Raw genomic sequence first — 22,421 nt, 5'->3', positions numbered from 1 at the left:
TCTTTACGAGTTTGCTACATAATCCAATCTTGATGGCTGTTGACCGTTGACATTCAACAGTTAACAGCCCTTATTAGTAGTTATGCAATTTAGGCGCGCATTAGCTTAACTTGCAAGTGATGTAGAAATTCCTAAACTACTTGTCGTATTCCAGGGAGACCATTGTCAACTACAAATGAAGCTCGATTGCTAATTGTTCCAGATGGAGTTAAGACATTTGACATTACCAGATAGTCTGATCGCCAAGTGGTAGGACTGACGGTACAACGCACATATCCCCGTTGACCGTTGTAGAACTTAATGTGGGGATTATCTGGTAAATACGCTTGCACTGCGGGACTAGTATCTGCACCATCCCCACCAGAGCTAATAGAAGTACAGACAAACTCACTACCCAATGTAGCAGATTCTGGGTTATTGAAATTGGCCTTGAGATCCATTGCCCAGTGAGAATGCACATCACCTGCTAGGGATATAGGGTTAGATGGTTGACGCTGTGCAATAAAAGCCATCAAGCGATCGCGGGAAGCCACATATCCATCCCATTTATCCATGCTGAAAGATTGACCCTCTCCTGGTGTAAAGTCTCTCTGAGCAATGGGAACTTGCTGTGCTAACACATTCCACCTAGCAGAAGATTTATCTAGTCCATCAAATAGCCAATCTTCTTGAGCTTTACCTGTAATAGTGGCATTGGGATTAAGCGCATCTAAACAACCTGTTCTCGTACCATCACCACAGGGTTGATCGGTGCGATACTGACGAGTGTCTAAAACATGGAATGTGGCTAAGTTGCCAAAGTTTAATCGGCGGTAAAGCTGCATATCAGGGCCGACTGGTCGAGAGAAGGGACGCAGAGGCATATGTTCATAATAAGCCTGATAGGCAATGGCTCGCCGTTGTGCAAAGATAGCTGGATCTTGGTCTGCTTCAGTGTCAATTTCTGAGATCAAGTTGGCGTAGTTGTTTTCCACCTCATGGTCATCCCAAGTGACAATCCAAGGGAAAGCTGCATGGGTAGCTTGCAGATTGACATCAGTTTTATATAAGGCGTGACGATTGCGATAGTCTTCTAAGGTGAAAATTTCAGAACTATTGTGTTGTCTTGGTCGAGTCAGATTGATCCCACCTTCGTAGATGTAATCGCCAACATGGACAACTAAATCCAGGTCATCCTGTGCAATATATTTATAAGCTGTGTAATAACCTTGCTCATAATGTTGACAGGATACTAACGCAAATTTCAATTGATTGGAAAAACTACCGGACGCGGGTGCAGTGCGAGTCCGGCCAATAGGACTAGCTTCGTTACCAACGTTAAAGCGATACCAATACCAAGTATGGGGTGAGAGTCCTTCTACTACTACTCTTACAGAGTGAGCTAGTTCAGGAGTTGCCAGTACAGTTCCCCTGGAGATAATGCGCTTCATGTTAGAGTCAGTGGCTACTTCCCAGCGAATCGGCACATTCACAGGTGGCATTCCACCGCCATTTAAAGGTTCAGGCGCTAAACGAGTCCAGATGACAACGCTAGTGTCGTAGGGTTCGCCTGATGCCACACCCAGTTTAAAGGGATAATCGGAAAATCTGCCTCTAGCGATCGCTCTTTGATGAGAAAATTGGCTGGCAATAGCTAAACCAGTGAATGCTCCCCCACCAATGATTAAGTTGCGTCGCTTGATCCGACTTTGCAGGAACTTCTGAACATTATGGTAATCTACCATTCTCTACTCCTGACTAACAAATAGTTTGTAGCATTGCGACAGCTAACACAAAAAACACGTTACTTGTCATACCAGTTGAGATTTTTAAATTCAGCCAGTTAGATTTTACGGTCGTACGTTGACTTGAATCCATAACTGAATTTAAGATAATTGGTATTACTTACTTACCCCAGTAAGGTTTTAGTTAGCATAACTGTTATTAATGTGTTAGTTGTTGTGTTTGCACGTCATAAATTACTAGTTGCACATTAATTATTGACAAAGATAAGGTTAATATAAACTTAAAAAATATTTTCCAATTGATACTTGGATATCAGATACATAAAAATGAAGAATGAATTATCCATTACTCATTCTCCATTATCCTAAGAGTGTGTTTGAAAAGTGATGAGGAGTAAAAATTAATGAGCGAAACTCATGCTTTTATCTCATAACGAGTTTTTTCTTCTTCATGAAAGTGACAGTACCCACTAAAACAAGACCTCCTAACATAGCAGGTTCGGGAACCTTAGTGTAAGAAACTGTACCCGATATTAATTCGGCATTTGGATCATTTACAGAGTAGATTGTAAAATCTTCACCAGCAATTTCATATCTGATAAAACTACCAGGATTAGCCTGATCGTCAAATTGATAATCTAAGGCGAAAGATATTTGACCTGTAGAAAAATTGTTAAGGAAAACAATAGGAAACCCTGGGTATTCAGGATCATCTTGTTCGGTGTAAATAGTAGACTCACCTGCAAATTGAAACGAAAGAGACTGAACTATTGCCTCGCCGTTAACCAAAGTTGAGTCATCAAATCTAAATAGTCCACTACCTGTTTTTGTAGGACTATTAACCGTAAAAGCATAATTAACAAGAGCCGCCGATGCTGGCTTTACTTCCACGCTTGCCAACCCCAAAACCAAACTAACAGCAGTAAGGACTAGTTGTGAACCAAATTTCATCTCTGTTTTCCTCACTATGAACTTTTAATACTGTGCAAATTGCAATCTTTTTTCTTGTACTTTTTAACTCCTTTTGACTGACAAACAGGAGTTAATCACCGATAAAATCAGTGATAACCAGAAGTGATGATATTCCTTTGGAAATCAGAAAATAGCTGCCCGATTATTTGTAACTGAACTATCTTGAGGGTATAAGTTTAAGTCAAATTTAATGAGAGGTAAAATTAGAAAATATCTCGGCTCAAGTTATATTTGCTAGCAGAAATTTTAGGTGGTGTAGAGTCACTACTGTATTATTCTGCGAAAATGACTCATGGTTCTTTATCAACAGGCACGCAAAGTATTTGCTGAGAAATTTCAGTAGATGACCTGATCGTCTATGTCTAAGATTTCTGCGCCAAGCAGCTTTTCTTAGTTCTTCTGCGCCTAAAATAATTAGCGGACATACTAGCAACAGCAACCATTGCCAAGGTGCATAGAGCCATAAAGTGGGTGAGTTGATTCGTAAAGCGAAGCCACATTGGGCGCTGAGGCGTTTCTGGTATGCTTGCGCCATGATGTGACAACCCTGCAAAAATTCATCAGCGCGATCGCTCAGATGACCGAAAATAATAGCATAAAGCCGCCCTAGAAGGGCGGCTTTATGCTATTATATTATTTGATACCAAACAAATCAGTATCAAACGTGTTTGTCTACGAGTACAAAGTCAACCCAAAACCACAACAAATATCTGCTATCAATGAAGCAATCAGGACATCACAATTTGTCCGAAATAAAGTGCTGCGTTATTGGATGGATAACCGTGGTGTTGGCAAGACGGAAATGTTTAGATACAACACCTTACTGAGGAAAGAATTTAAGTTTGTAGAGGATTTAAATTCTCATGCCTGCCAAACTGCTGTTGAGCGAGTCTTGAAAGCGGTTAACCGTTTTTACGACAACTGCAAGCGTGGGATTTCAGGTAAGAAAGGGTATCCCAAATTCAAGAAAAACACTCGCTCGGTTGAGTACAAAGTCTCTGGATGGAAACTATCATCAGACCGAAAGCATATTACTTGTAAGGATTCAGGTCTAATATTGCGGAAGTAAAGAGGGGCGAGAGTGAGAATTATTAGAATCAGCAATTAGAGCTTGCACAAAAAAATCAATAACAGACCTACCTTGACGGCGACAAGTCTGCACTACCGTCAACAAATTGGCAGTATGTTGAAACCGCTTCATCGAGCGTGAACCACCACTAACCTTACGTTTTGTCACAGCTAAACGCAGCGAGCGTTCAGCGAGATTATTATCAGGAGGAACTTCAGGATGGTCAAGGAAATACCACCATTGGCTTGCTTTATCGCGCAAAGAACGTAAAAGGTTTCCAGCCGTAGCTCCTGCCAAGTTAATCCATTGATCAACAGAAAATTGCAACTTGAATTTGAATTGATTTATCCAATCGTTATAACTGTTTGAGTCAAGAGTTTCAAACCATTGAGCATAACTTCTGAAGGCTTCATCAATTAAATTGACAAAGGTTTCGCCGATAGCTTTGTTGTGAAGACCGGGAAGTTGAATCAATTTTTTGAAGTGACGACGTAGATGAGCCAAACATTTCTGTTGGGCAACAGCTTGATAGCCATTATAAACACTAAAATCATCGCTGCTGAGTACACCTGTATACTCAGTCCCTAAAATTGCTTCTAGTTCGGCTCTAGAACGAGTATCAGCCGCAGTAAACAGGCAGAATTCAGAATTAGCCACTACCCACAACCATTCTTTAACCCCTTTAACTGACCAAGGTGTTTCATCTACATGGATGTTAGGTTGTGTCTGTTTTACCCAATTACTTAACTCATGAATACTCGGTTCAATTGCTTGTTGTATTCGTTCATTGGTGGCGACTAAAGTTCCCAATCCAATTTCAATCTCACCAAGTTCCCAAAGCATTTCCTGCTGTTTTTCGTAGGGCATATGTGCATAGTTATTTGTCCACCCTAAAAATGCTTGTAACGACGTTCCTAAATCTTGTCCTGGAATAATTTCTTGGGGCCAGGCTGCTGTTTGTATATTTCCACAGCATTCACACACGCACGTATGGCGTTGATACTCAACTATTTCTATGGGACATTCTACTAGTTGCGCTACCGCGTGTTTTTCTACTTTTACTGCTAGGGGTGCAAATGCTTTTTGACCACAGTAAATGCAATCCGTTGGACGTAAAATTTCATAGCGATCTACTCTGCCAAAACCCTTTCGAGTTTTACCTTGATGTCCTGGTTGCCCACCTGGTTTCTTTTTCGGTGGGTTTGATTCCTCAAGGTGAGGCACTTTTTCTTTTTCGCTTTTTTTGTGAATGTCTTGTGATGGAGGTTTTGATGAATTAGAACTATCTAAATCTCTGCTGACTTTTAAACGCTCTATTTCTTGCTGTAGTTCTAATATTATCTTTTGTAGCTCACGTATTACCTTGCTCTGCTCAATGATGATGTCCACCAGTTCTTCTTTAGATAACTGGCTCAAACTTTCTCTGTCTAAATCTTGAGGCAAGTTTTGGTTCATATTTTTGATACTCCACCTCTACTGTCCCCTTTGTCAATACTCTGTTACCTGAATCCTTACTATTACTTTTACAGACAAAAAAGGAATAGGCAATCTTAAGTTGATAGGGACTAGGGATTTAAACTTCTACCAATTAGAGCAAATTAAGCGAGTCAGAATTGTGCGTCGTGCCGATGGGTACTATATACAATTCTCGGTACAATTAGACCACAAATATACGGTTAAGCCAATAACTCCTAGTCAAAAAGCGGTCGGTATTGATGTGGGTATCAAGTATTTCTTGGCAGACAGTCAAGGAAATATTGAACCCAATCCACAGTTCTACCGCAAAGGAGAGAAGCAACTAAACCTTCTCAATCGTCAAAAATCTAAGAAGTACAAAAAGGGTCAGCCGCAGTCTCAAAATTATCACAAAGCTAGAAATAGATATGCCCGTAAACATTTAAAAGTAAGTAGGCAGCGAGAAGAGTTTGTCAAGAGAGTGGCACTCCGCTTAATCAAGTCTAACGACTTAGTAGCCTATGAAGACTTAAATGTTAAAGGCATGGTGAAAAATCGACATCTAGCTAAGTCGATAAGTGATGCAGGATGGTCAAAGTTTCGCCAGTGGTTAGACTATTTTGGTTATAAGTACGGGAAGATAACTATTGCAGTCGCTCCCCACAATACTAGTCAAAATTGTTCTAACTGTGGACAAAGAGTGCAGAAGTCTCTATCAACTAGGACTCACATTTGTCATCATTGTGGATTTACTGAAGATAGAGATATTAATGCCGCGATTAACATCTTGCAAAAGGGACTAAGTACCGTGGGACACACGGGAGCTTATACGCTTGGGGAGTTTGATCCTCTGGCTTCGTTGGAGCAATCCTGCGAGGTTAAGATTGGACTGTGAACCAAGAATCCTCGCCGTTCTACGGCGATGGAGTGTCAACGAACCTCTATTTACAAATCATTAGCTACCAGTAATTTTTGTCTTGTCAAAAGTTCACATACCTCTGCGTCGGTTGTTTGCCCAAAATTCTCGTACCAAATACCGATCGCATATAAATCTTCTGGCATCATTACGCAGACAATTTTGTCCACTTCTGCTTGTAGTTCTTCACAAGTAGAAGCCGCCGCCACTGGAACTGCAACTACCAGTTCGCGGGGTTGTTGCTGTTTTAAGGTTGCGATCGCTGCGCGGATGGTTGCACCCGTAGCAATACCATCATCTACAAGAATAATCGTATGATTTTTGACTTTTGGTAGCGGACGATTACCCCGATAGGCTATGTTCCGACGCTCTAATTCCCGCATTTCAATTGCTGCTACTTGATCAATGGTTGCTTGGGGAATCCGCAACCAATCTACAACATTTTCATTTAATACACGGACTCCTCCGGTAGCAATTGCACCCATCGCCAGTTCCTTATGTCCTGGTACACCAAGTTTCCGCACCAAGCAAACATCTAATGGTGCATCAAGTGCCTTAGCTACTTCAAATGCTACAGGCACACCGCCACGGGGAAGTCCCAATACTAAAACATCTGGACGATTAGCATACTCTGTTAACCGAGCAGCTAATAGTTTCCCAGCTTCCGTTCGATTATAAAATTTCTGCCACATATTTTTATACCTCTAAAATAAATCACTAATTGAACCATCAGTTTTAAATCGTTGAATAGTCGTAGCAACTAAAGGTGCGATCGAGACAATTTTCAATTGCTGCCAGTCGGTTTCTTTGGAAGTTACACTGTCAGTAACAAAAATCGCCTTCACACTGGGATGACTTAACTTAGCCCGTGCTTCCTTAACAAACAACCCATGAGTAGCAGCAATAATTATTTCTGGGCGTGCTTCAGCTTTGAGTAAGGCTTCAATACTCTTAGCAAGAGTACCGCCAGTAGAAATCATGTCATCGATAATTAAGCAGGCATAACCCTTTACATCACCCACAACACGAGTTACCTCTGTTTCTGTGCCACTGGTGCGATGTTTGTGTAGCACGACTACCGAACTATCGAGCTTTTGGGCATACTGGGTTGCCATCTGTACCCGCCCCGTGTCTGGCGATACAACTACGAAATTAGGCGGTAAGTAATGGCGTATAGCTTCGCAAAAAATGGGTACAGCCGTCAGACTGTCTACAGGAATGCGAAAGAAACCTTCAATTTGCAGTGTGTGTAAATCTAGTGTGACAACATGATTTACCCCAACAGCCTGTAACACTTCAGCTACCATACTGGCGGTAATTGGTTCGCGCCTACCGTGACGTTTATCAGCACGGGCGTAGCCAAAGTAAGGAATAATCGCCGTAATGCGACTAGCCGCCGCCCGACGACAAGCATCTGCAAAGGCTAAAAGTTCTACTAGATGATCATTAACAGGTGGTGCAGTGGACTGGAGGATAAACACAGACTTTTGGCGTACCGATTCCAGTAGTCGCACATTTACCTCACCATCTGGAAAGCGTTCAACCGCAGATTTACCCAAAGGAATGTCGAGTTTTTGGGCAACTGTGCCAGCTAAATCAGGATTAGCTGTACCAGCAAAGAGGATGAAATTGTCCATAATCAAGACTTTGTTTGGTGGATTTGCTTCCAGGCCGCATCTAGAGATGATTTTGCGCGCTCTCCTGCACGGGCAATACTTTGTTGTAAGCTATGCCATTGCTCTTGCAAAAACTCCGTAGCTTCTTGCAAAGCGTGATGTGGATGATTAGTAGAAGCTGCTACTTCATCGCTAACTTCCTTGATTTTGACGCGAACAACTTCTGGTTTATCGCTAGGAGAAATCACATGATGCAGGCGATGCCTTCGGCGGGCTACGCCAACGCCTATGATATGTACTAAATGTTGTACCTGTTGTGATTTCTCACTCAAGAAACCCTGCAATCCCTCTGACTCAGCCTCAAGTTGATGTTTAACATCTTCACGGATAATTACTTTATTGATGGCAATTTCCTCAACATCTTCGGGATACAATACTGCGCGTCCACCAAAAGCAGCAGCAATTTCTCCCGCCACAATGTAAGCGGCAATTTCTCCCGTTTGCCAATCAAATAAAAAATCTTCCACCCAGCCAAGAGGCTCACCTAGTGTAGATTCAACAGTAATTTCATGCAAGCGGCGAAGATTTTCTGGCGTGTCTTCAACTGGCGGATAATAGACAGAAATCGCACCCATACCTACCCCAGCAATTCCTTCTACTGGTAAATAGGTTTCTCCACCTGAAAAATAGGCAATACGTCCAGAATCATCTAACCAAACTTCTTCTAACTCACCCAAACTATTAGCAGTTGAACTATCTATTGCTATCCACCCGATAATTTGGCTGCGACGCACAACATTGAGCATACTTTTCCTCCAATACTCTTGATTCTCTTGGAGTTTGATGAATATATACAGTGGCTCATTTTTTGCCACTTTGCTACTTGAAATGTGGACTCTACTTTGAGGTTATCAACAAAATGTGAGGAAAGCGTGAGGAATTATTTGGGACTTAAGCTTTTCAGATATGTTTATCTTGTGATTAAGGTTTTCATCTGCCTTTAGAAATAAAAAAATATTCTTATCTTAATCTAAAAATTTTATGAAAGTATACATTTTATTGGCTTTGATATTTACTTAATGGTTTATTTGTTGGCAAAAAATAAGTTAATTTAAATCTCATTCTTTTAACCACAGTTTTAGTGAAGTATGATTATTGGAATCAAATAACCTGTGATTTAAACCTTGAAAAGAAAAAATCAGCCAATATTTGCTATGAAACCAATATATTATCACTTTGGCTGGGAAATCTTTGGTTTACTTACTTTTAAGATGCGTTGAATATTTTGTTAATCTAAATTATGACAAAATTTAAGTTTTCATAAGTGCCGTGTTTCCTCACAAGTTCCTCAAATTCTTTTTCTAACTTTAAAACAGAGATATTTAACTAATTGATTACTGGCAAATCTACTCTCTGGAAACTATCGGAGTTGCTGAACATACAACGGTAGGTCAAACCTAAGAGATAGGCATCTGCTAAAAGTAGTAGAAAAATTTTGAACTTGGAATTACTTAGGAGCTAAAAACCATGAGTACCATTGTTCAACGTCAAAAGGAATTTAATTTTTTTGATTTATGGGATAGTTTTTGTGCGTGGATTACCAGCACAGAAAATCGGATTTATATCGGCTGGTTTGGTGTCTTGTCGATTCCTACCTTGCTAGCTGCTACCACCTGTTTTGTTTTGGCTTTTATTGCTGCGCCTAGCGTAGATATGGATGGTATACGTGAGCCAATTATGGGTTCACTAATGGACGGTAATAATTTAATTACAGCCGCAGTAGTGCCGACTTCTGCTGCGATTGGTTTGCACTTTTATCCTATCTGGGAAGCGGCATCAATGGATGAATGGCTTTACAATGGCGGGCCATATCAGTTGATTGTGCTGCATTTTCTGATTGGTATTTGGTGCTTACTAGGGCGATTTTGGGAACTTAGTTATCGTTTAGGAATGCGACCTTGGATAGCAGTTGCCTATTCTGCACCTGTGATTGCTGCTACTTCCGTTTTGTTAGTTTATCCTATTGGTCAAGGTAGTTTTTCTGATGGTTTACCTTTGGGAATTGCTGGAACTTTCCACTTTATGTTGGCTTTCCAAGGCGATCATAATATCCTGATGCACCCGTTCCATATGTTGGGTGTAGCAGGTGTATTTGGTGGCGCACTGTTGAGTTCTTTGCATGGTTCTTTAGTGGCTTCAACGCTAATTCGCAATACCGATGAAAATGAATCCATCAATGGTGGATATAAGCTGGGTCAGCAGCAAGTAACATACAAATACTTGGCAGGACACAATAGCTTCTTGGGACGCTTGTTGATTCCTACCTTTGCTAGCAGAAATCATCGTGCTTTCCATTTCTTATTAGCAGCATTACCAACAATAGGTATTTGGTTTGCGGCGATGGGTGTATGTTCAATGGCATTTAATCTCAATGGCTTGAACTTTAATCATTCCATCTTAGATAGTCGGGGTAATGTAATTAGAAGCGACGCTGATATCTTAAACCGTGCCAATATTGGTCTCAGTGTCATGCACGCTCCTAATGTCCATAATTTTCCATTGGTGCTGTCTAGCGGTCAACCTATTCCAGTTAGTTAAAGGCTAACTTGGCTTTTAATATCTGCATCAGTTTGGGTAGAGATTGGTGATCTGGTAGAGTTAAAGCCACAACACCTGTGAGCTTTTCTACCAGTTCTACACCCGCAGTTGTACTAGTAGCTATCCCACTGATTAAATCCGGAGTCACGCCAAAACTTTGACTGACTCCCACCACTGCGTAAGGGTCAGATGCACACAAGACGATACAGCGAATTTGGGCGTTGCTGATTCGTGGGATGATTTTTGTCGGGCTACGCCCCGCTAACGCTAACACGCATACCGCAAGCGGAACTTGAAGGGTAGGCGCAAAGAATCAATATTTTGCTGTGTACAAAAGTCCCAATTCATCCCGCATTTATGCAACGCCCGAATTTGTTGTTTAATTTCTTCGAGAACCACAGAACCGTTGTATGGTTCAGAGGGTGAAGCGCCAGCTACAACTACATCAGATATACATGACAAGTATCAATCAACTGAGGAGCCGTGTGAGATAGAAACTCTCATGCACTATTCTTCCGCTCAGTTGCGCTCATAACATTGCCTAAAATGAACCCAAATAGGCAATGTTTGAATCGCCCCTTGAACGTAAGTAAGCGCATTATGTTGCCAAACACAGGCAGAGTAAAAGACGTTTTGCTAATTAGGGATTGATATAGATAAGTAGTAAGACTAAACTAATTACACAAATTTCGACCTGAAACCCTTATCCAGCCTAAAATCCAATGTATAAATATTTCTGTCAGATTACTTAAAAGCGATGATTTATCTAAAATCTGCATAAATAGCTAAAAATCAGCAGATAAGACTATTGAGCATATATAGAAATCGTAGAAAGTTTAGCAAGCCAGTTCAAGCTGGTGTTCAAGCATCCTCTTTGATTAACCTGTGGGGAGGTTATTAATTGAAACAATGTTTGTGTAATTTACAAAAAACTCTGGCTTTGATATCCGTTGGGATTTTGATATCTAGTTGCGGACGTGACATACCATCTTTACAAAAAGTGGAAGATGCAGTTGACAAATTAAGTATTACTGCTAGTGATATCTCACAAGATATGTATGGCTCATGTGTTAGAGCTACCCAATTCTTTGGAACACCTGCTTCTCCTAATTTATTTACTCAACGACAATCAGAAGAAAAGTATTGTGATGATAATTACCTGAAAATATCTTCAATAACAGGAGATGCAAATGAAGTTTTGATTAATTATATGAATTCTCTTGTTCTTATTGCTAAAGGAGAACAGAAGAAGGGAACTCCTATTTCATTTGATGAAAGTTATAATAATCTAGAAAATTCACTCATCAATCTTAAAATTTCATCATCTTCTACAGAAGCATCGCAACCCTTATTCAAAGAAGCAGAGGTGAAAGCAGGAGTTTCGATCGCTAAATTTTTTACTAACTTATTTACCAAGAAAATTCGCCGAGATAATTTGAAGCAAGCGATTTTATGTACAAATAACGATATCCAGACTTATATCAGGGGTGAAGGTGCGGTCGAGGGACAACCTGAACCCGGTGGACTAATTGGAATCGCCAATAAAGTTTATATCAATGGTTTACTAGTTTCAGAAGAAACAAGTATTCGTATTTACTTTAGTCAATACATAGCATTACTGGGGAACGATTTGAGAAAAAACCCTCTAGATTTTATAGATTTAGAGGAAAAGTATAACATTGCTATGGATTCGGTACGCAAACACAGGCAAAAAGCTGAAATATACACCGAAATCTTAAGGAATTTAGCATCTTTACACGCATCCCTAAAAACAGAGTTTGCCAAGGATGGAGATACCCCTTTAGATGGTAAAAAATTTGATAAGTATTGTCAAAACTTATTCAAACCATCTGAATCTAAAACACTAGAGAAAATACAAATACAAGAAATTAAACCCGAAACCATGCAAAGAGTTCAAGCAATTATCGTAAAAAAAATGAAAGTTATAGAACCATTGCTTCAAGAACTCGATTAGTAAAAACAACTGGCTCTAGCGATTCTCTTATGGTAATTAAAACTCAATTAGGTGAAAGCCTTATAAGTAAAAATTTATCAAAATTAAATTTGCTAAAATGCTTGCATGGTAAACATTTTAATAATTTTTAACCCGATTTTATCTAAATAGATCGGTAGAAACGAACAGATTTTATCCACTCAATATATGGACAAGAATTTAACAATGAGAAACCAAGATTTCATTAATTTAAAAGTTGCTCGTAATTTAATAATTGAAGTTATTACTATTGCTAGAACAACAAGGGAAAAACTTTTATATCAAGAAATAATTCCAGAAGAAGAATTTAATAAAATTTTTGAGGAAGTTGAAATTCCACTTTGTAGAATTGCTGATAAAATGGCAATTATAATCAATCAAGAACTATTGACTCCAGTAACAAGTTGTCAGCAAGAATTTGAGTCAGTATGTAATGAACTTAAATCTGCTCTACAAAATCATGAAAATCCTCATATTTTAATTAGTAAACTCAATAATTTAACAACTTTTTTTGATACTATTGTATGTAACCAAAATATCTATCCAGATACAAGTACAATACTTAGCGATATAAAATATATCTGCAATCAATATTAACTTGTCAATTTGGAGAGAAATGAAATCAATAGCATGAAAATTATTTTTGCAATTAGCAGAAAAATTTAGTTATTGGATAGATAATGTTAGTTTCTTGCAAAGGAAGGAATAAAAGATGTCTAAGCCAGATGTTACTGATTTTGAGCTATGTCGAACATTGATAAATGAAATTGTTTTTTTGTCTTTAACAAAACGCAATAAATTGTTGGTAGCAGGTAAAATAACTGAAGATGAATATATAAAAATAGGTCAACAATTTGAAGAGCCACTTCGGAGAAACTTTAATGATTTAACTATTAAAGTTTTTCAAGGAATTACACAAGCACTTACATCACATCAAACTCGAATTAAGAGAGTTACACAAAAACTTGAAAATGCTATTAATAAGATTAATGATATTAATGAATCTATCAATTTTTTTACCAAGATAGTTAGTTTCTTCGGTAGCATTTTAAATGCTGCAAGTTTAGGTATTGCTGGCATTCCAAGCCTACTCAATGATTTTGAAGCTTTGTTATAGCTTTTTAATCAAATGAGGTGCATTAACCCACGCCCTTACGCACGGTTTTGAGTTTTCCCTGGTTTTCTAAAGAAGGTTCGATCACAAAAACGTGATTGCTTTGCTAGGCGGCGAATGTGGGGTGTGGATTCATAGCTACCAATTTCTTCATCAGAATTAATCAAGATAATTGGTGCAACTTGCGGCGTGAGTTCGTGAGCTAGAATTGCCTCAATTGCAAAAATACTCAACACCGATCCAGCCTTCATATCGTAGATACCAGGGCCGTACATCTTCATCTGTCTTTGGGTGAGGGGCATTTTTTCCAGAGTTCCTAGAGGCCAAACTGTGTCGCATATTATTAGCATCACACCTGAAAACCAGAGTGAAAGGGGAAGGAAAAACTATTTTTTATTTTGGCGTAGTGCCACAGCTAGGGATTCTGCAATAGCAAGATTATCCTTTTTATTCAGATTATCAACAAAATGTGAGGAGAGTTGACAAACGCTTGTATAGAAACAGGTTACAAAGGGATAGAGAATCTGATCAATCTTATAAAAAAGCACATCAAGTAGCACTGTTTAGCTATATTTTAAATATCTTGTCTAGCAAGACATATCCGTCTCTGGGCAAGTTCCACAGCAGCCTGTCGTGGTAGCTTACCTGTTTTGGCAACTTGTTCTAAAACTAGCGTCGTATTGTAGCGAATTTTCTTTGCAATAGTTTCAAAGGCTGTGGTCTGATTTCCGCCATCATACTCAACCGCAGCGCAGATTACACCACCTGCATTGGCGATGAAATCAGGTACTACAATAATATTTCGTTCATGACATATCCTTTCTGCTGCTTCGGTAAACGGGATATTAGCACCTGAGATCACAAGCTGAGTTTTCAGGCGGTCAACATTATCAGCATGGATAATATCGGGTCTGGCTGCTGGTATCCAAATATCGCACTCGATGTCAATAACTGCGTCCCGATCTAGTTTGTCTCCCTGTGGATAACTAATCACACTCTTACCAGAATTTTTTAGTTTGATTAACTGCTTAACATCGATTCCCAGAGGATTAAAGAGAGTTCCTTGAGAATCTGCGGCTCCTATAAGTAACGCTCCTTTAGCCGTTAAAAAGCGAGCAGCGTTTTTCCCAACAGAACCGAAACCTTGAATGACAATACGTGCGCCTTCTAAATTGAGGTGACAAAACTTGCTAGCTATCTCTGCACAGATACTTAGGCCAAAACCAGTAGCACCAATTTCATCCAAGGGGATACCCCCTATTGCTTTTGGTAGTCCTACAGCACGACCAATCTCTTCTTTGATCCAAGCCATACACTGTTCATCTGTTCCCATATCGGGGCCAGGGATATACTCAGTCACATCCCTGATAGCACGAGCAAAGGTACGTACCAAGCGTTCCTTATCTGCTAAAGGTTGTTTCGGGTCGGCTAAGATTGCAGATTTACCGCCGCCGTGGGGTAAGTCAGCAGCAGCATTTTTTAAAGTCATAGCTCGTGCCAATCGAAAAACTTCTTCTGTAGTCACATCTGTAGCCATACGTACTCCACCGATCGCAGGGCCACAATCAATGTTATCAACCACAACAATGGCTTTTAGATCAGCTTCTCTTTCGTAGATATGAATAATCTTGGCTGGGCCTAGCTCATCAGCAAAGCGAAAAATATTATCCATTGGGGTTAGGGATTGGAGACTGGAGACTGCAAAACTCGAATTACGAATTGGTATTACTTATCCTTTGAGGGATTTGGTAAATAGTGCGCTCAATCTTTGTAAGGCAGGCGAAACATCGTCAGGTGAGAGATGAACATCAAGAATACTGAAAGTCTTACTATTTTGCGCTGTCTGTAAGGCTTGTTGTAGCTGTGTACTAGTGTGGATCACAAAGCCATGACCACCAAGAACGTTAGCTAACTGGGCATAGTCCATTGTGGGTATTTGGACAAAAGCCGCTTCTTGATGTCCCATTGCCTGGAGGCTAGCAAATGAGCCATTGTTAATGACTATGACAATCGGGTTTAGTCTTAAGCGTTGCGCTGTGAGCAATTCCATTCCTGTCATGTGAAACGCCCCATCGCCAACCAAAGCGATCGCTCGTCGGGATGGGTCGGCTAATTGTGCGCCAATCACCCCAGGAACGCCAAACCCCATACTGGCGTAGAAGGCGGGACATAAGAATGATGTGCCTTGCTGTGTCTGGATATCATCTGCTGCAAATAGGGCATCTCCAACATCCGTCACTAGTAGAGTGTTACTGTCAATGAACTGATTGAGTTCATAAAGTAGTCCACTCATGGAAATTTTACCCACAGATGGCGTAACACGCGGTTTCATAGTATAGATGCCGGATGAATCCCAATGAGGCAAATCTGGACTATCAAGCAAGGTGGTGATGTAATCTTCAAACCTCACATTGGGGTATTCGTGATGCTTAATGGCGAGGCGTTCTGAAGTTGCATACACTGTAAAACCTGGGTTGAGATGAGCGGTAAACATCCCCAGGTTGATATCAGTCATAAACACTCCCAACATCAGCACACAGTCTGATTCTTCAACGATTTTCTGCACATTTAAATCCCCAGCCTCACCATTGTAGATACCGATGTATTGCGGATGTCTTTCGGGAAAAACAGATTTTCCTAACATTGTTGAGCAGACTGGTACACCAAGTTTTTCTGCCAAAGCTAGAAGTTGTTCCTGCAAGCCAAAGCGATGAACTTCAACACAAGCAAGAATGACTGGTGAGTGCGATCGCTTGAGCATCTCCAGAGTTTCTGCAATGGCTTCCGTTAAAGTATCTGGATCAGTGCGCTTGATTGGTGGTGGCAAGTGTTCTGACTCTGTAATCTCCGCATAAACTAGATCACGGGGAATTTCCAAATAAACAGGACGCTTGAATGTCGTTGCATAGTCAAGAGCATGATGAATTTTAGCATCGGCTGTTTTTGGATCGGTTAGCTTTGTAGCGTAAAGGGTGACTTCTTCATAAACACGCCGTTGTGTGTCAAAAGTTTTCACCTTATGATGTAACAAGTCATGCTCCTTTTGTTCTCGCACACCTGGCCCGCCGCTTAAAATGACCAACGGAGACTTCTCGGCATAAGCACCAGCTACAGCATTCACCATATTTAAGCCGCCAACGCTATAGGTAACAACCGCTAAACCCAAACCCCGCATTCGGGAGTAAGCATCAGCCGCAAAGCCTACGCAGGGTTCGTGCGTCATGACAATAGGTGCAATCTTGCTGTCTGCTAGTGCATCGAATAGTGTTAAGGCAAAATCCCCAGGTATACCAAATGCGTGTTCTACACCTTTTTGGTATAAAATATCAAATATATGCGGTGCTAGTTGAGGCATCTTCTACCTCCCTAAAGAATATTTTCCCAAAACTGACTATCCGCAGATCGCCGATTGTCAGATTTTCTTCCAACAATATCTTTTAGAAGTCTTGATGGATAGTACCGTCAGGCATAATTGTGCCAGTTAATGATCTTGCGTGGCTTACAGAACACAAAGAGGATACAAGCCCCTCTCTTACGAAGTTCAGAGCGCCGGAGACCGGCGCTCTGACTTCGCGCTAAATTTATTTATGGCGAAAAAAAGGGCGTTGCATAAATGCGGGATGAATTGGGACTTTTATACACAGCAAAATATTGATTTTTTGCGCCTTTGCGTGTTAGCGTTAGCGGGGCGTAGCCCGACAAAAATCATCCCACTAATCAGCAACGCCAAAAAAAGAAGTGAAACAACATTAATTCAAGCCCCCGGATTTATCCGTGGGGTCTTTAATTTTGAATTTTGAATTTTGAATTGGAGCGTTCGCGTAGCGTCTCGTAGAGAAGCGACTTGACCTTCTGGTGAGCCTTACAGCCAGCCGTAGGCTACAGCCTCCTGTCTGCTCTTAATAGCTAATTCAGCTTCCAACTCACTCACCAAAGAAGCAACCACCGCTTTTACAGAACCTGTACTTTCAAACACTCGCCGTTGTCGAATATAACTTGCTCCTTGGTCTAATCTTTTTTCTAATTGGAATAGATATGAACTATTTCCCAAAGTATCGGCAGTTTCTGCTAGTACATTCAAGATATCTTTAACTATATTCCTGATAGGTCTGCTATTGCCTTGTTCATCTTCAATATAATTAGCATCTAAACCCCAACGAGAGGCGCGAAAGTAGTTTTCTCTTTCAATCAACCAAGGAAGGGGAGTTAGCAAAAATTCTGTTTGCTTTCCTTGACTGTGATGATACATATCCACAATTAAAGAATGGATAAAAGCCGCCAGCATCATCGATTCTTTGATCGTTGGTTGAGCATCCATTACCCTCACCTCAAGAGTTCCGAAATCAGGTTGGGGACGCAAATCCCAATGGATATCGCGGATAATCTCAAACATCCCTGCATTTTGAGCAGTGGCAAAGAAATTAGTAAAATCCTGCCAATTTTTAAAAGTGGGGCAAATACCATAAGTTCTCATCGATGATAAAAACCGTTGACGAAAGGAAGCAAAGCTAGTATCGTGACCCCACCAAAAGGGTGAACTAGCAGACAGAGCCAACAAAATGGGGAGATATGGTTTAAGTCTGCCCATAATATCTATAGCTACATCACCCGATGGCATTCCTACATGAAGCTGAAGCGCACAAGTCATCATTAAATCTGCAAGATAGCCAGATGTATTTTGCTGACTCAGATATCTAGGAATAGGGGTGATAGAGGCAAAGCGATCGCAACATGGATAAGTTCCGGCTGTACAAATAGTCATACCCAGTGCTTGACATCTGGTTTTGAGGTCACGCAGAATAGCAACAATATTGGCTTCTAACTCAGGGATATTTGAGCAAACCTGAGAGGCAATCTCTACCATCGCTTGATTAAATTCTGGTTGAATCCAGGAATTTTCAGGAGTTTGTGCTAAAAGCGGTGAAATGCCATCTACCAATTGCAGCGTATCAGGATTGAGTAATTGCAACTCAATTTCCATCCCTAGAGAGAATTCGGGAGAGCTTTTGAATTCTATATCACCCATGTTACATAATCCTTACTTAAACAATTTGACTATTTAGTCAAACGTCAATATTTATCTGTTCTATCTGTCGAGCAGCTTTTTCCCACATCTTAGCTGAAGTTTCATCTTGCCAATGAGTTCGCAAATTTTCAGCTTTTTTGTGACATATTCGCTCTAACATCTCTAGGATTGCAGCTAATGTCAATTTATCGATTAATTCTTCTAAAGCATTCATGTATTCTTTGTGCATACGAATAACTCCTGAATGTGATAAATATCTTTTGTTCATACCCATACTTTTGGAACTCGCAGGAAGTCTAAGGCTGACGTTGGTAGCCTCCGATTAACTCTGCTGTTGCCAAAACATGACCCTTCATTGCTTGCAAAATTTGCTCTTTTGTTGCGCCTGGTGGCAAACCCAAGTTTTTGTCTAAAGCATAAAGTTTGAAGAAATACCGATGTGTACCACTAGGAGGACAGGGGCCACCATAACCTAATTTGCCAAAATCATTCTTTCCCTGCACTCCACCACTTGGTAAAGTTTTCGTAGCAGTGATGTGTTCTGGTAATTGCCGAACTGTAGGAGGTATATCGTAAATTACCCAATGTACAAATGTGTGTCTGGGTGCATCTGGATCATCGACTATTAGTGCTAAACTTTGGGTTTCTTCTGGAGGTTCATCCCAGCTAAGAGTAGGCGAAATATCAACACCATCACAGGTATATTTGGCAGGAATTTGGCTATTAGCTCCAAAGACACTTTCTAATTTCATGCTTTTCCTCTCTGTTGTTAATTTACTGCTTGGGGTGGAGGCAATTTCGGTATTTTTATTACCCACGGAACTACAAGCGATCGCAGATAATTTTACTAACCCAATTATACTGAAGCTTTGAAGTAGAAAGTCTCGCCGTCTGCTCATTATCTTGCACCTAATATTTTTATATTTTTTCACAAAAGTTAATCATTTTAGTTCTTGTTTTAGCTTATATAAAAAAGTGATTTTGAATTTTGAATTTTAAATTCGGATTTCAATTTATGGCAGTAGTTATTAACAGATATAAAATAAAAAACTGCCCTTCCATGCTGTAAAAATATGTTAGTATATAGGTGAGATCCATCGCAGGGAACTTCCAACATAGATGAAGAAAGTGGCAACACCAATTACCGAAAGCTAAGGTAAGAGTAACGCCAAACCAGGATCTAGGAAGATGCGACTATGGGAGGTTAGAGTGAGGAGCCTGCGAGACGTGTAAACCCAGGTTTTTGCGGAGGGAACCTTTGTATAGAATAGGCAGTTATGGCTGAAGGGTCTGGTTGAACGCAACTAGACCCTTCCGTTGATGTTTTATCCTTTAACAACAGCGATGGGATGCAGACGCGCCACTTTACGAGCAATTCCTAAAATCAAAGACCAACTTTTTACGCCACCAGTAGAAGGAATAATCCGCTTACCTTTTAAATCAGCAAGATATGGAGCTAAAGCATCCCGTATTAAAGGATAAAGTGGTTCTTGGCAAATTTATACTTACAGTCACATTCTATAAGGTCAAATTTATGCAGCTAAAGCGGCTGTGTCGATCTCAGGTTATGTTACTATTTTGATGAAATCTGGTCACACTCGCTTAGTTCTTTATCTTTAGCATTACATTAGTAAAAATGTCTCCCCTGGGTATTGGTAGTAGTGATTCCACTTATATATTTACAACAGGAGAAGCAAAACTCTGGATTTTGTTAGTAGGTATTAACGAATACCAAGATGTGAGTTTACCTAATTTACGCTATCCGGCAGGTGACTGTGAAGCTTTAGGAGACGCATTAGCAAAAGTTACACAGAGATTTTTACGTAAGGAAGTGATCATTCATCATGATTTTATGGAAGACACTCCTACCTTAAAAACGGTCTGTCGGAGTCTGGAACGAATTGTTTCAAAAGCTAAACCTACTGACTCAATATTTTTATATTTTTCTGGTCATGGAATGTTAGAGCCAGATACTCAAGATGTTGTGCTGTGCTTATCAGATACCAGACAAGAAAACCTGCCAGATACAGGATTACCTGTGCAAAAACTGTTACAAATCTTAGAGACTAGTCGTACCAATCAACAACTAGTTTGTCTAGATACCTGTCACAGTGGCGATATGAAAATGCCTCAAATAAACAACGCTAGCTTCAGAGAATTAAACATCACTGAGACATTACTGAACCCCGCAACAAATCTTGTGAATGCTTTGCGAAAACGCGCTAGTCGTAGTAAAGGATTTTGTGCTTTGTTATCTTGCGATCAAGGACAGCAGTCTTGGGAGTTTCCGGAACTGGGACATGGAGCCTTTACTTATTACTTAGTACGGGGCCTATTGGGTGAAGCTGCTGATTCTCATGGCGTTATTGAAGCAGATGGTTTATATAAATATGTTTATCGCCAGACATTACAATATATTGATAAATTAAATCACCAACTGCGTCTGATAAATAAACAAAAACTCAACCGTGGGGACAGAAAATTATATCCAGAATATCCTTTGCAAACGCCTAAAAGAATTGTTGAAGGAGTAGGAGAATTTATTTTAGGATTCAAATATGATGCAGATGAATCTCACCAACAGCGACGAGCTTTAGTTATAGATGGACTCTCAAACAAGATAAATACTGATTTGATTGATATATTTGCTCATGCTGGTGATTTTCAAGCCGAGTGTTGGCATCAACAAAGCAAATCTTGGTCAGATATAGAGATAAGAATCAAAGGGTTTCTAGATAGAGATAGTAAATCAACCATAAAATCTCCTCCTTATTTAGAATTAATCAAACCTACACCAACTTGCTTACTTTATTTACGTGGGTACATTGAAGAAAACGAAAATGGAGAAGCTTGGTTCATATTAGGCAATGGAGTACTTCTTAGCCGTTCTTACTTAAAACAACAGCTACAACGTGCAACTAAGACTCAACAAATAATCATTTTAGATTGTCCTAACACTAATTCCCTCAAAAAATGGATAGAATATTGCCAATGTGGTACAGAGTATGGGCAATGTATAATTGCAGCTACTTCCACAATAGATAAATCAGAATTATTTTGCCAAACACTCCACAACATCCTTGCTAGTGTAAATGTACAAGTTGGTTTGTCAGTTTCTAAATTGATTGCTGAATTACAAAAACGTTTACCAAAACAAGATGTCAGACTTGATTTTTGGATATCAGAAACGCAAACGATAATTGATATTTTACCTAGTAAGAATTATCCAAATTTTTCCCAAAGACCTTATCTCCAGAGAAATCAACAGGAGCAACAAAAAAAATTCCCATCTCACCATCTTGATGATGTGACAGAAATTCCCTCTACTACCTTACCTTTACCATCACCTATTCCTGTTACTAGTGAAGCTATAGAGACAGTAAAACCTCAACTTAATTTGCTCCTTAGTTCAGAACAGCTTACAGAATTAGAAAATTTACTGAAACAATCATTAGGCATAGTTGCGCCTATAGTTTTAAAAAAAGCTTTAAAAGTAAATAATGGTACAGAATTAATAAGAACATTAGCTAATTATTTACCACATAAGGAACAAGAAAAATTTAAAGAACAAGCATTATTTATATTAAATAAAAAAAGTAGTTTTTCTCTCAGTAGATCGGCAAATGAACAAACAATAAATGCAGCTTTTCTTGGTAAATGTGAACGTGAGTTAACCAATTTAATTGGCTCAGATGCTAGATTGAATATTCAACATATTTTAGAATCTCATACCCAAATCACTTCCAAAGAATTGGTAGATAAATTGATAGCCAAAATTCCCGATCCACAGCTAGCTTTAAAGTTTAAACAGCGTATATGGGGTTGAATTATGTCGAGGAGAAGTATTATTTTCCCCTCGGACTAACTCAATACCTAATATAGTAATCTTAAACACCCATGAGAATCGAGCAATAATTAAGCGATGAGAAATCGCCTAA

General features: G+C 39.7%; 23 protein-coding genes and 1 pseudogene. 9 read left to right on the top strand and 15 right to left on the bottom strand.

The genetic code is table 11. The features are described from left to right. Positions 1-131 precede the first annotated feature (131 nt). The 3 genes from GSQ19_RS00310 to GSQ19_RS00300 all read right to left on the bottom strand — a co-directional run bounded on the left by GSQ19_RS00310 (position 132) and on the right by GSQ19_RS00300 (position 3,231). Complete coding sequence (locus GSQ19_RS00310) at positions 132-1,724, bottom strand: alkaline phosphatase D family protein (RefSeq protein WP_011320812.1); 1,593 nt, start codon at positions 1,722-1,724, stop codon at positions 132-134. A gap of 423 nt (positions 1,725-2,147) precedes the next feature. After that, positions 2,148-2,675: a PEP-CTERM sorting domain-containing protein gene (locus GSQ19_RS00305; protein ID WP_011320811.1), complete on the bottom strand. Its 528-nt coding sequence runs from the start codon at positions 2,673-2,675 to the stop codon at positions 2,148-2,150. A 241-nt stretch (positions 2,676-2,916) separates the two neighbouring features. Beyond that, a complete protein-coding gene (locus GSQ19_RS00300; protein ID WP_158647774.1) occupies positions 2,917-3,231 on the bottom strand; it encodes a hypothetical protein in 315 nt (104 codons plus the stop codon). A gap of 129 nt (positions 3,232-3,360) precedes the next feature. Between GSQ19_RS00300 and GSQ19_RS00295 the strand changes: the two genes are divergently transcribed. Next, a complete protein-coding gene (locus tag GSQ19_RS00295; protein WP_228119660.1) occupies positions 3,361-3,765 on the top strand; it encodes a transposase in 405 nt (134 codons plus the stop codon). On the opposite strand, the gene GSQ19_RS00290 is transcribed toward GSQ19_RS00295, so the two are convergent. Continuing rightward, entirely contained in the window at positions 3,748-5,220 is a 1,473-nt protein-coding gene (locus GSQ19_RS00290; protein WP_011316419.1) for an IS66-like element ISAva2 family transposase, read from the bottom strand. The two genes, GSQ19_RS00295 and GSQ19_RS00290, sit on opposite strands and share 18 nt — an antisense overlap. 61 nt (positions 5,221-5,281) lie before the next feature. Here GSQ19_RS00290 and GSQ19_RS00285 point away from each other — a divergent pair. Further along, positions 5,282-6,115 (top strand): annotated as a pseudogene (locus GSQ19_RS00285) (RNA-guided endonuclease InsQ/TnpB family protein); the annotation flags it as partial. A gap of 50 nt (positions 6,116-6,165) precedes the next feature. On the opposite strand, the gene GSQ19_RS00280 reads toward GSQ19_RS00285, so the two are convergent. Genes GSQ19_RS00280 through GSQ19_RS00270 form a run of 3 tightly spaced genes read right to left on the bottom strand, consistent with a single transcriptional unit; the run spans position 6,166 to position 8,627 of the window. After that, positions 6,166-6,828 carry a phosphoribosyltransferase gene (locus GSQ19_RS00280; RefSeq protein ID WP_011320807.1) on the bottom strand — a complete coding sequence of 221 codons (663 nt, stop codon included), beginning with the start codon at positions 6,826-6,828 and terminating at the stop codon, positions 6,166-6,168. Positions 6,829-6,840: 12 nt separating this feature from the next. Continuing rightward, a complete protein-coding gene (locus GSQ19_RS00275) occupies positions 6,841-7,773 on the bottom strand; it encodes a ribose-phosphate diphosphokinase (protein WP_011320806.1) in 933 nt (310 codons plus the stop codon). A 2-nt stretch (positions 7,774-7,775) separates the two neighbouring features. Next, positions 7,776-8,627 (bottom strand): photosystem reaction center subunit H, encoded by an 852-nt coding sequence (locus GSQ19_RS00270; RefSeq protein WP_236577844.1) that lies wholly within the window; start codon positions 8,625-8,627, stop codon positions 7,776-7,778. 652 nt (positions 8,628-9,279) lie between these two features. On the opposite strand from GSQ19_RS00270, the gene GSQ19_RS00265 reads away from it, so the two are divergent. Beyond that, positions 9,280-10,350, top strand: coding sequence for a photosystem II protein D1 4 (locus GSQ19_RS00265; protein WP_011320804.1), 1,071 nt, complete (start codon positions 9,280-9,282; stop codon positions 10,348-10,350). Here the strand turns inward: GSQ19_RS00265 and GSQ19_RS00260 are convergent. Continuing rightward, positions 10,343-10,624, bottom strand: a complete 282-nt coding sequence (locus tag GSQ19_RS00260) for a hypothetical protein (RefSeq protein ID WP_011320803.1) — start codon at positions 10,622-10,624, stop codon at positions 10,343-10,345. The genes GSQ19_RS00265 and GSQ19_RS00260 overlap by 8 nt on opposite strands. Further along, positions 10,618-10,812: a hypothetical protein gene (locus GSQ19_RS00255; RefSeq protein WP_104009973.1), complete on the bottom strand. Its 195-nt coding sequence runs from the start codon at positions 10,810-10,812 to the stop codon at positions 10,618-10,620. Before GSQ19_RS00255 ends, GSQ19_RS00260 begins: the two co-directional genes overlap by 7 nt. A gap of 538 nt (positions 10,813-11,350) precedes the next feature. Between GSQ19_RS00255 and GSQ19_RS00250 the strand changes: the two genes are divergently transcribed. The 3 genes from GSQ19_RS00250 (at position 11,351) to GSQ19_RS00240 (ending at position 13,460) form a co-directional block, all read left to right on the top strand. Beyond that, the gene (locus GSQ19_RS00250) at positions 11,351-12,325 is read left to right on the top strand and encodes a hypothetical protein (protein WP_153228498.1); all 975 of its coding nucleotides are present in this window, start codon (positions 11,351-11,353) and stop codon (positions 12,323-12,325) included. A 204-nt stretch (positions 12,326-12,529) separates the two neighbouring features. After that, entirely contained in the window at positions 12,530-12,940 is a 411-nt protein-coding gene (locus GSQ19_RS00245; RefSeq protein WP_153228499.1) for a hypothetical protein, read from the top strand. Between the two features lie 115 nt (positions 12,941-13,055). Further along, positions 13,056-13,460: a hypothetical protein gene (locus GSQ19_RS00240; RefSeq protein WP_011320800.1), complete on the top strand. Its 405-nt coding sequence runs from the start codon at positions 13,056-13,058 to the stop codon at positions 13,458-13,460. Between the two features lie 35 nt (positions 13,461-13,495). Here GSQ19_RS00240 and GSQ19_RS00235 read toward each other — a convergent pair whose 3' ends face one another. The 3 genes from GSQ19_RS00235 to GSQ19_RS00225 form a co-directional block, all read right to left on the bottom strand. After that, complete coding sequence (locus GSQ19_RS00235) at positions 13,496-13,759, bottom strand: M20/M25/M40 family metallo-hydrolase (RefSeq protein WP_197992849.1); 264 nt, start codon at positions 13,757-13,759, stop codon at positions 13,496-13,498. A gap of 272 nt (positions 13,760-14,031) precedes the next feature. Continuing rightward, the gene (locus GSQ19_RS00230) at positions 14,032-15,129 is read right to left on the bottom strand and encodes a Glu/Leu/Phe/Val family dehydrogenase (protein WP_011320799.1); all 1,098 of its coding nucleotides are present in this window, start codon (positions 15,127-15,129) and stop codon (positions 14,032-14,034) included. 57 nt (positions 15,130-15,186) lie between these two features. Beyond that, positions 15,187-16,812, bottom strand: a complete 1,626-nt coding sequence (locus tag GSQ19_RS00225) for an alpha-keto acid decarboxylase family protein (protein WP_011320798.1) — start codon at positions 16,810-16,812, stop codon at positions 15,187-15,189. Between the two features lie 232 nt (positions 16,813-17,044). Here GSQ19_RS00225 and GSQ19_RS00220 point away from each other — a divergent pair, with 232 nt between their 5' ends. Further along, positions 17,045-17,257, top strand: coding sequence for a hypothetical protein (locus tag GSQ19_RS00220; protein ID WP_153228500.1), 213 nt, complete (start codon positions 17,045-17,047; stop codon positions 17,255-17,257). A 62-nt stretch (positions 17,258-17,319) separates the two neighbouring features. Here the strand turns inward: GSQ19_RS00220 and GSQ19_RS00215 are convergent, their stop codons facing one another. The 3 genes from GSQ19_RS00215 to GSQ19_RS00205 all read right to left on the bottom strand — a co-directional run bounded on the left by GSQ19_RS00215 (position 17,320) and on the right by GSQ19_RS00205 (position 19,382). After that, on the bottom strand, positions 17,320-18,483 hold the full coding sequence (locus GSQ19_RS00215; RefSeq protein ID WP_011320797.1) for a carboxylate-amine ligase: 1,164 nt from the start codon (positions 18,481-18,483) through the stop codon (positions 17,320-17,322). Between the two features lie 37 nt (positions 18,484-18,520). Continuing rightward, positions 18,521-18,712 (bottom strand): hypothetical protein, encoded by a 192-nt coding sequence (locus GSQ19_RS00210; RefSeq protein ID WP_041456355.1) that lies wholly within the window; start codon positions 18,710-18,712, stop codon positions 18,521-18,523. A 67-nt stretch (positions 18,713-18,779) separates the two neighbouring features. Beyond that, on the bottom strand, positions 18,780-19,382 hold the full coding sequence (locus GSQ19_RS00205; RefSeq protein WP_011320795.1) for a YbhB/YbcL family Raf kinase inhibitor-like protein: 603 nt from the start codon (positions 19,380-19,382) through the stop codon (positions 18,780-18,782). A gap of 421 nt (positions 19,383-19,803) precedes the next feature. Here GSQ19_RS00205 and GSQ19_RS00200 point away from each other — a divergent pair, with 421 nt between their 5' ends. Together GSQ19_RS00200 and GSQ19_RS00195 are read left to right on the top strand one after the other, a co-directional pair. Beyond that, entirely contained in the window at positions 19,804-19,965 is a 162-nt protein-coding gene (locus tag GSQ19_RS00200) for a hypothetical protein (protein WP_153228501.1), read from the top strand. A gap of 154 nt (positions 19,966-20,119) precedes the next feature. Further along, a complete protein-coding gene (locus GSQ19_RS00195) occupies positions 20,120-22,309 on the top strand; it encodes a caspase family protein (RefSeq protein WP_011320794.1) in 2,190 nt (729 codons plus the stop codon). Positions 22,310-22,421: the final 112 nt, after the last annotated feature.

Origin of the sequence: Trichormus variabilis 0441 (assembly GCF_009856605.1) — a bacterium.
In the GTDB taxonomy this organism is placed as follows: domain Bacteria; phylum Cyanobacteriota; class Cyanobacteriia; order Cyanobacteriales; family Nostocaceae; genus Trichormus; species Trichormus variabilis.
The sequence above is the reverse complement of the archived record's forward strand: the minus strand, read 5'-3'. Positions and strand labels throughout refer to the sequence as shown.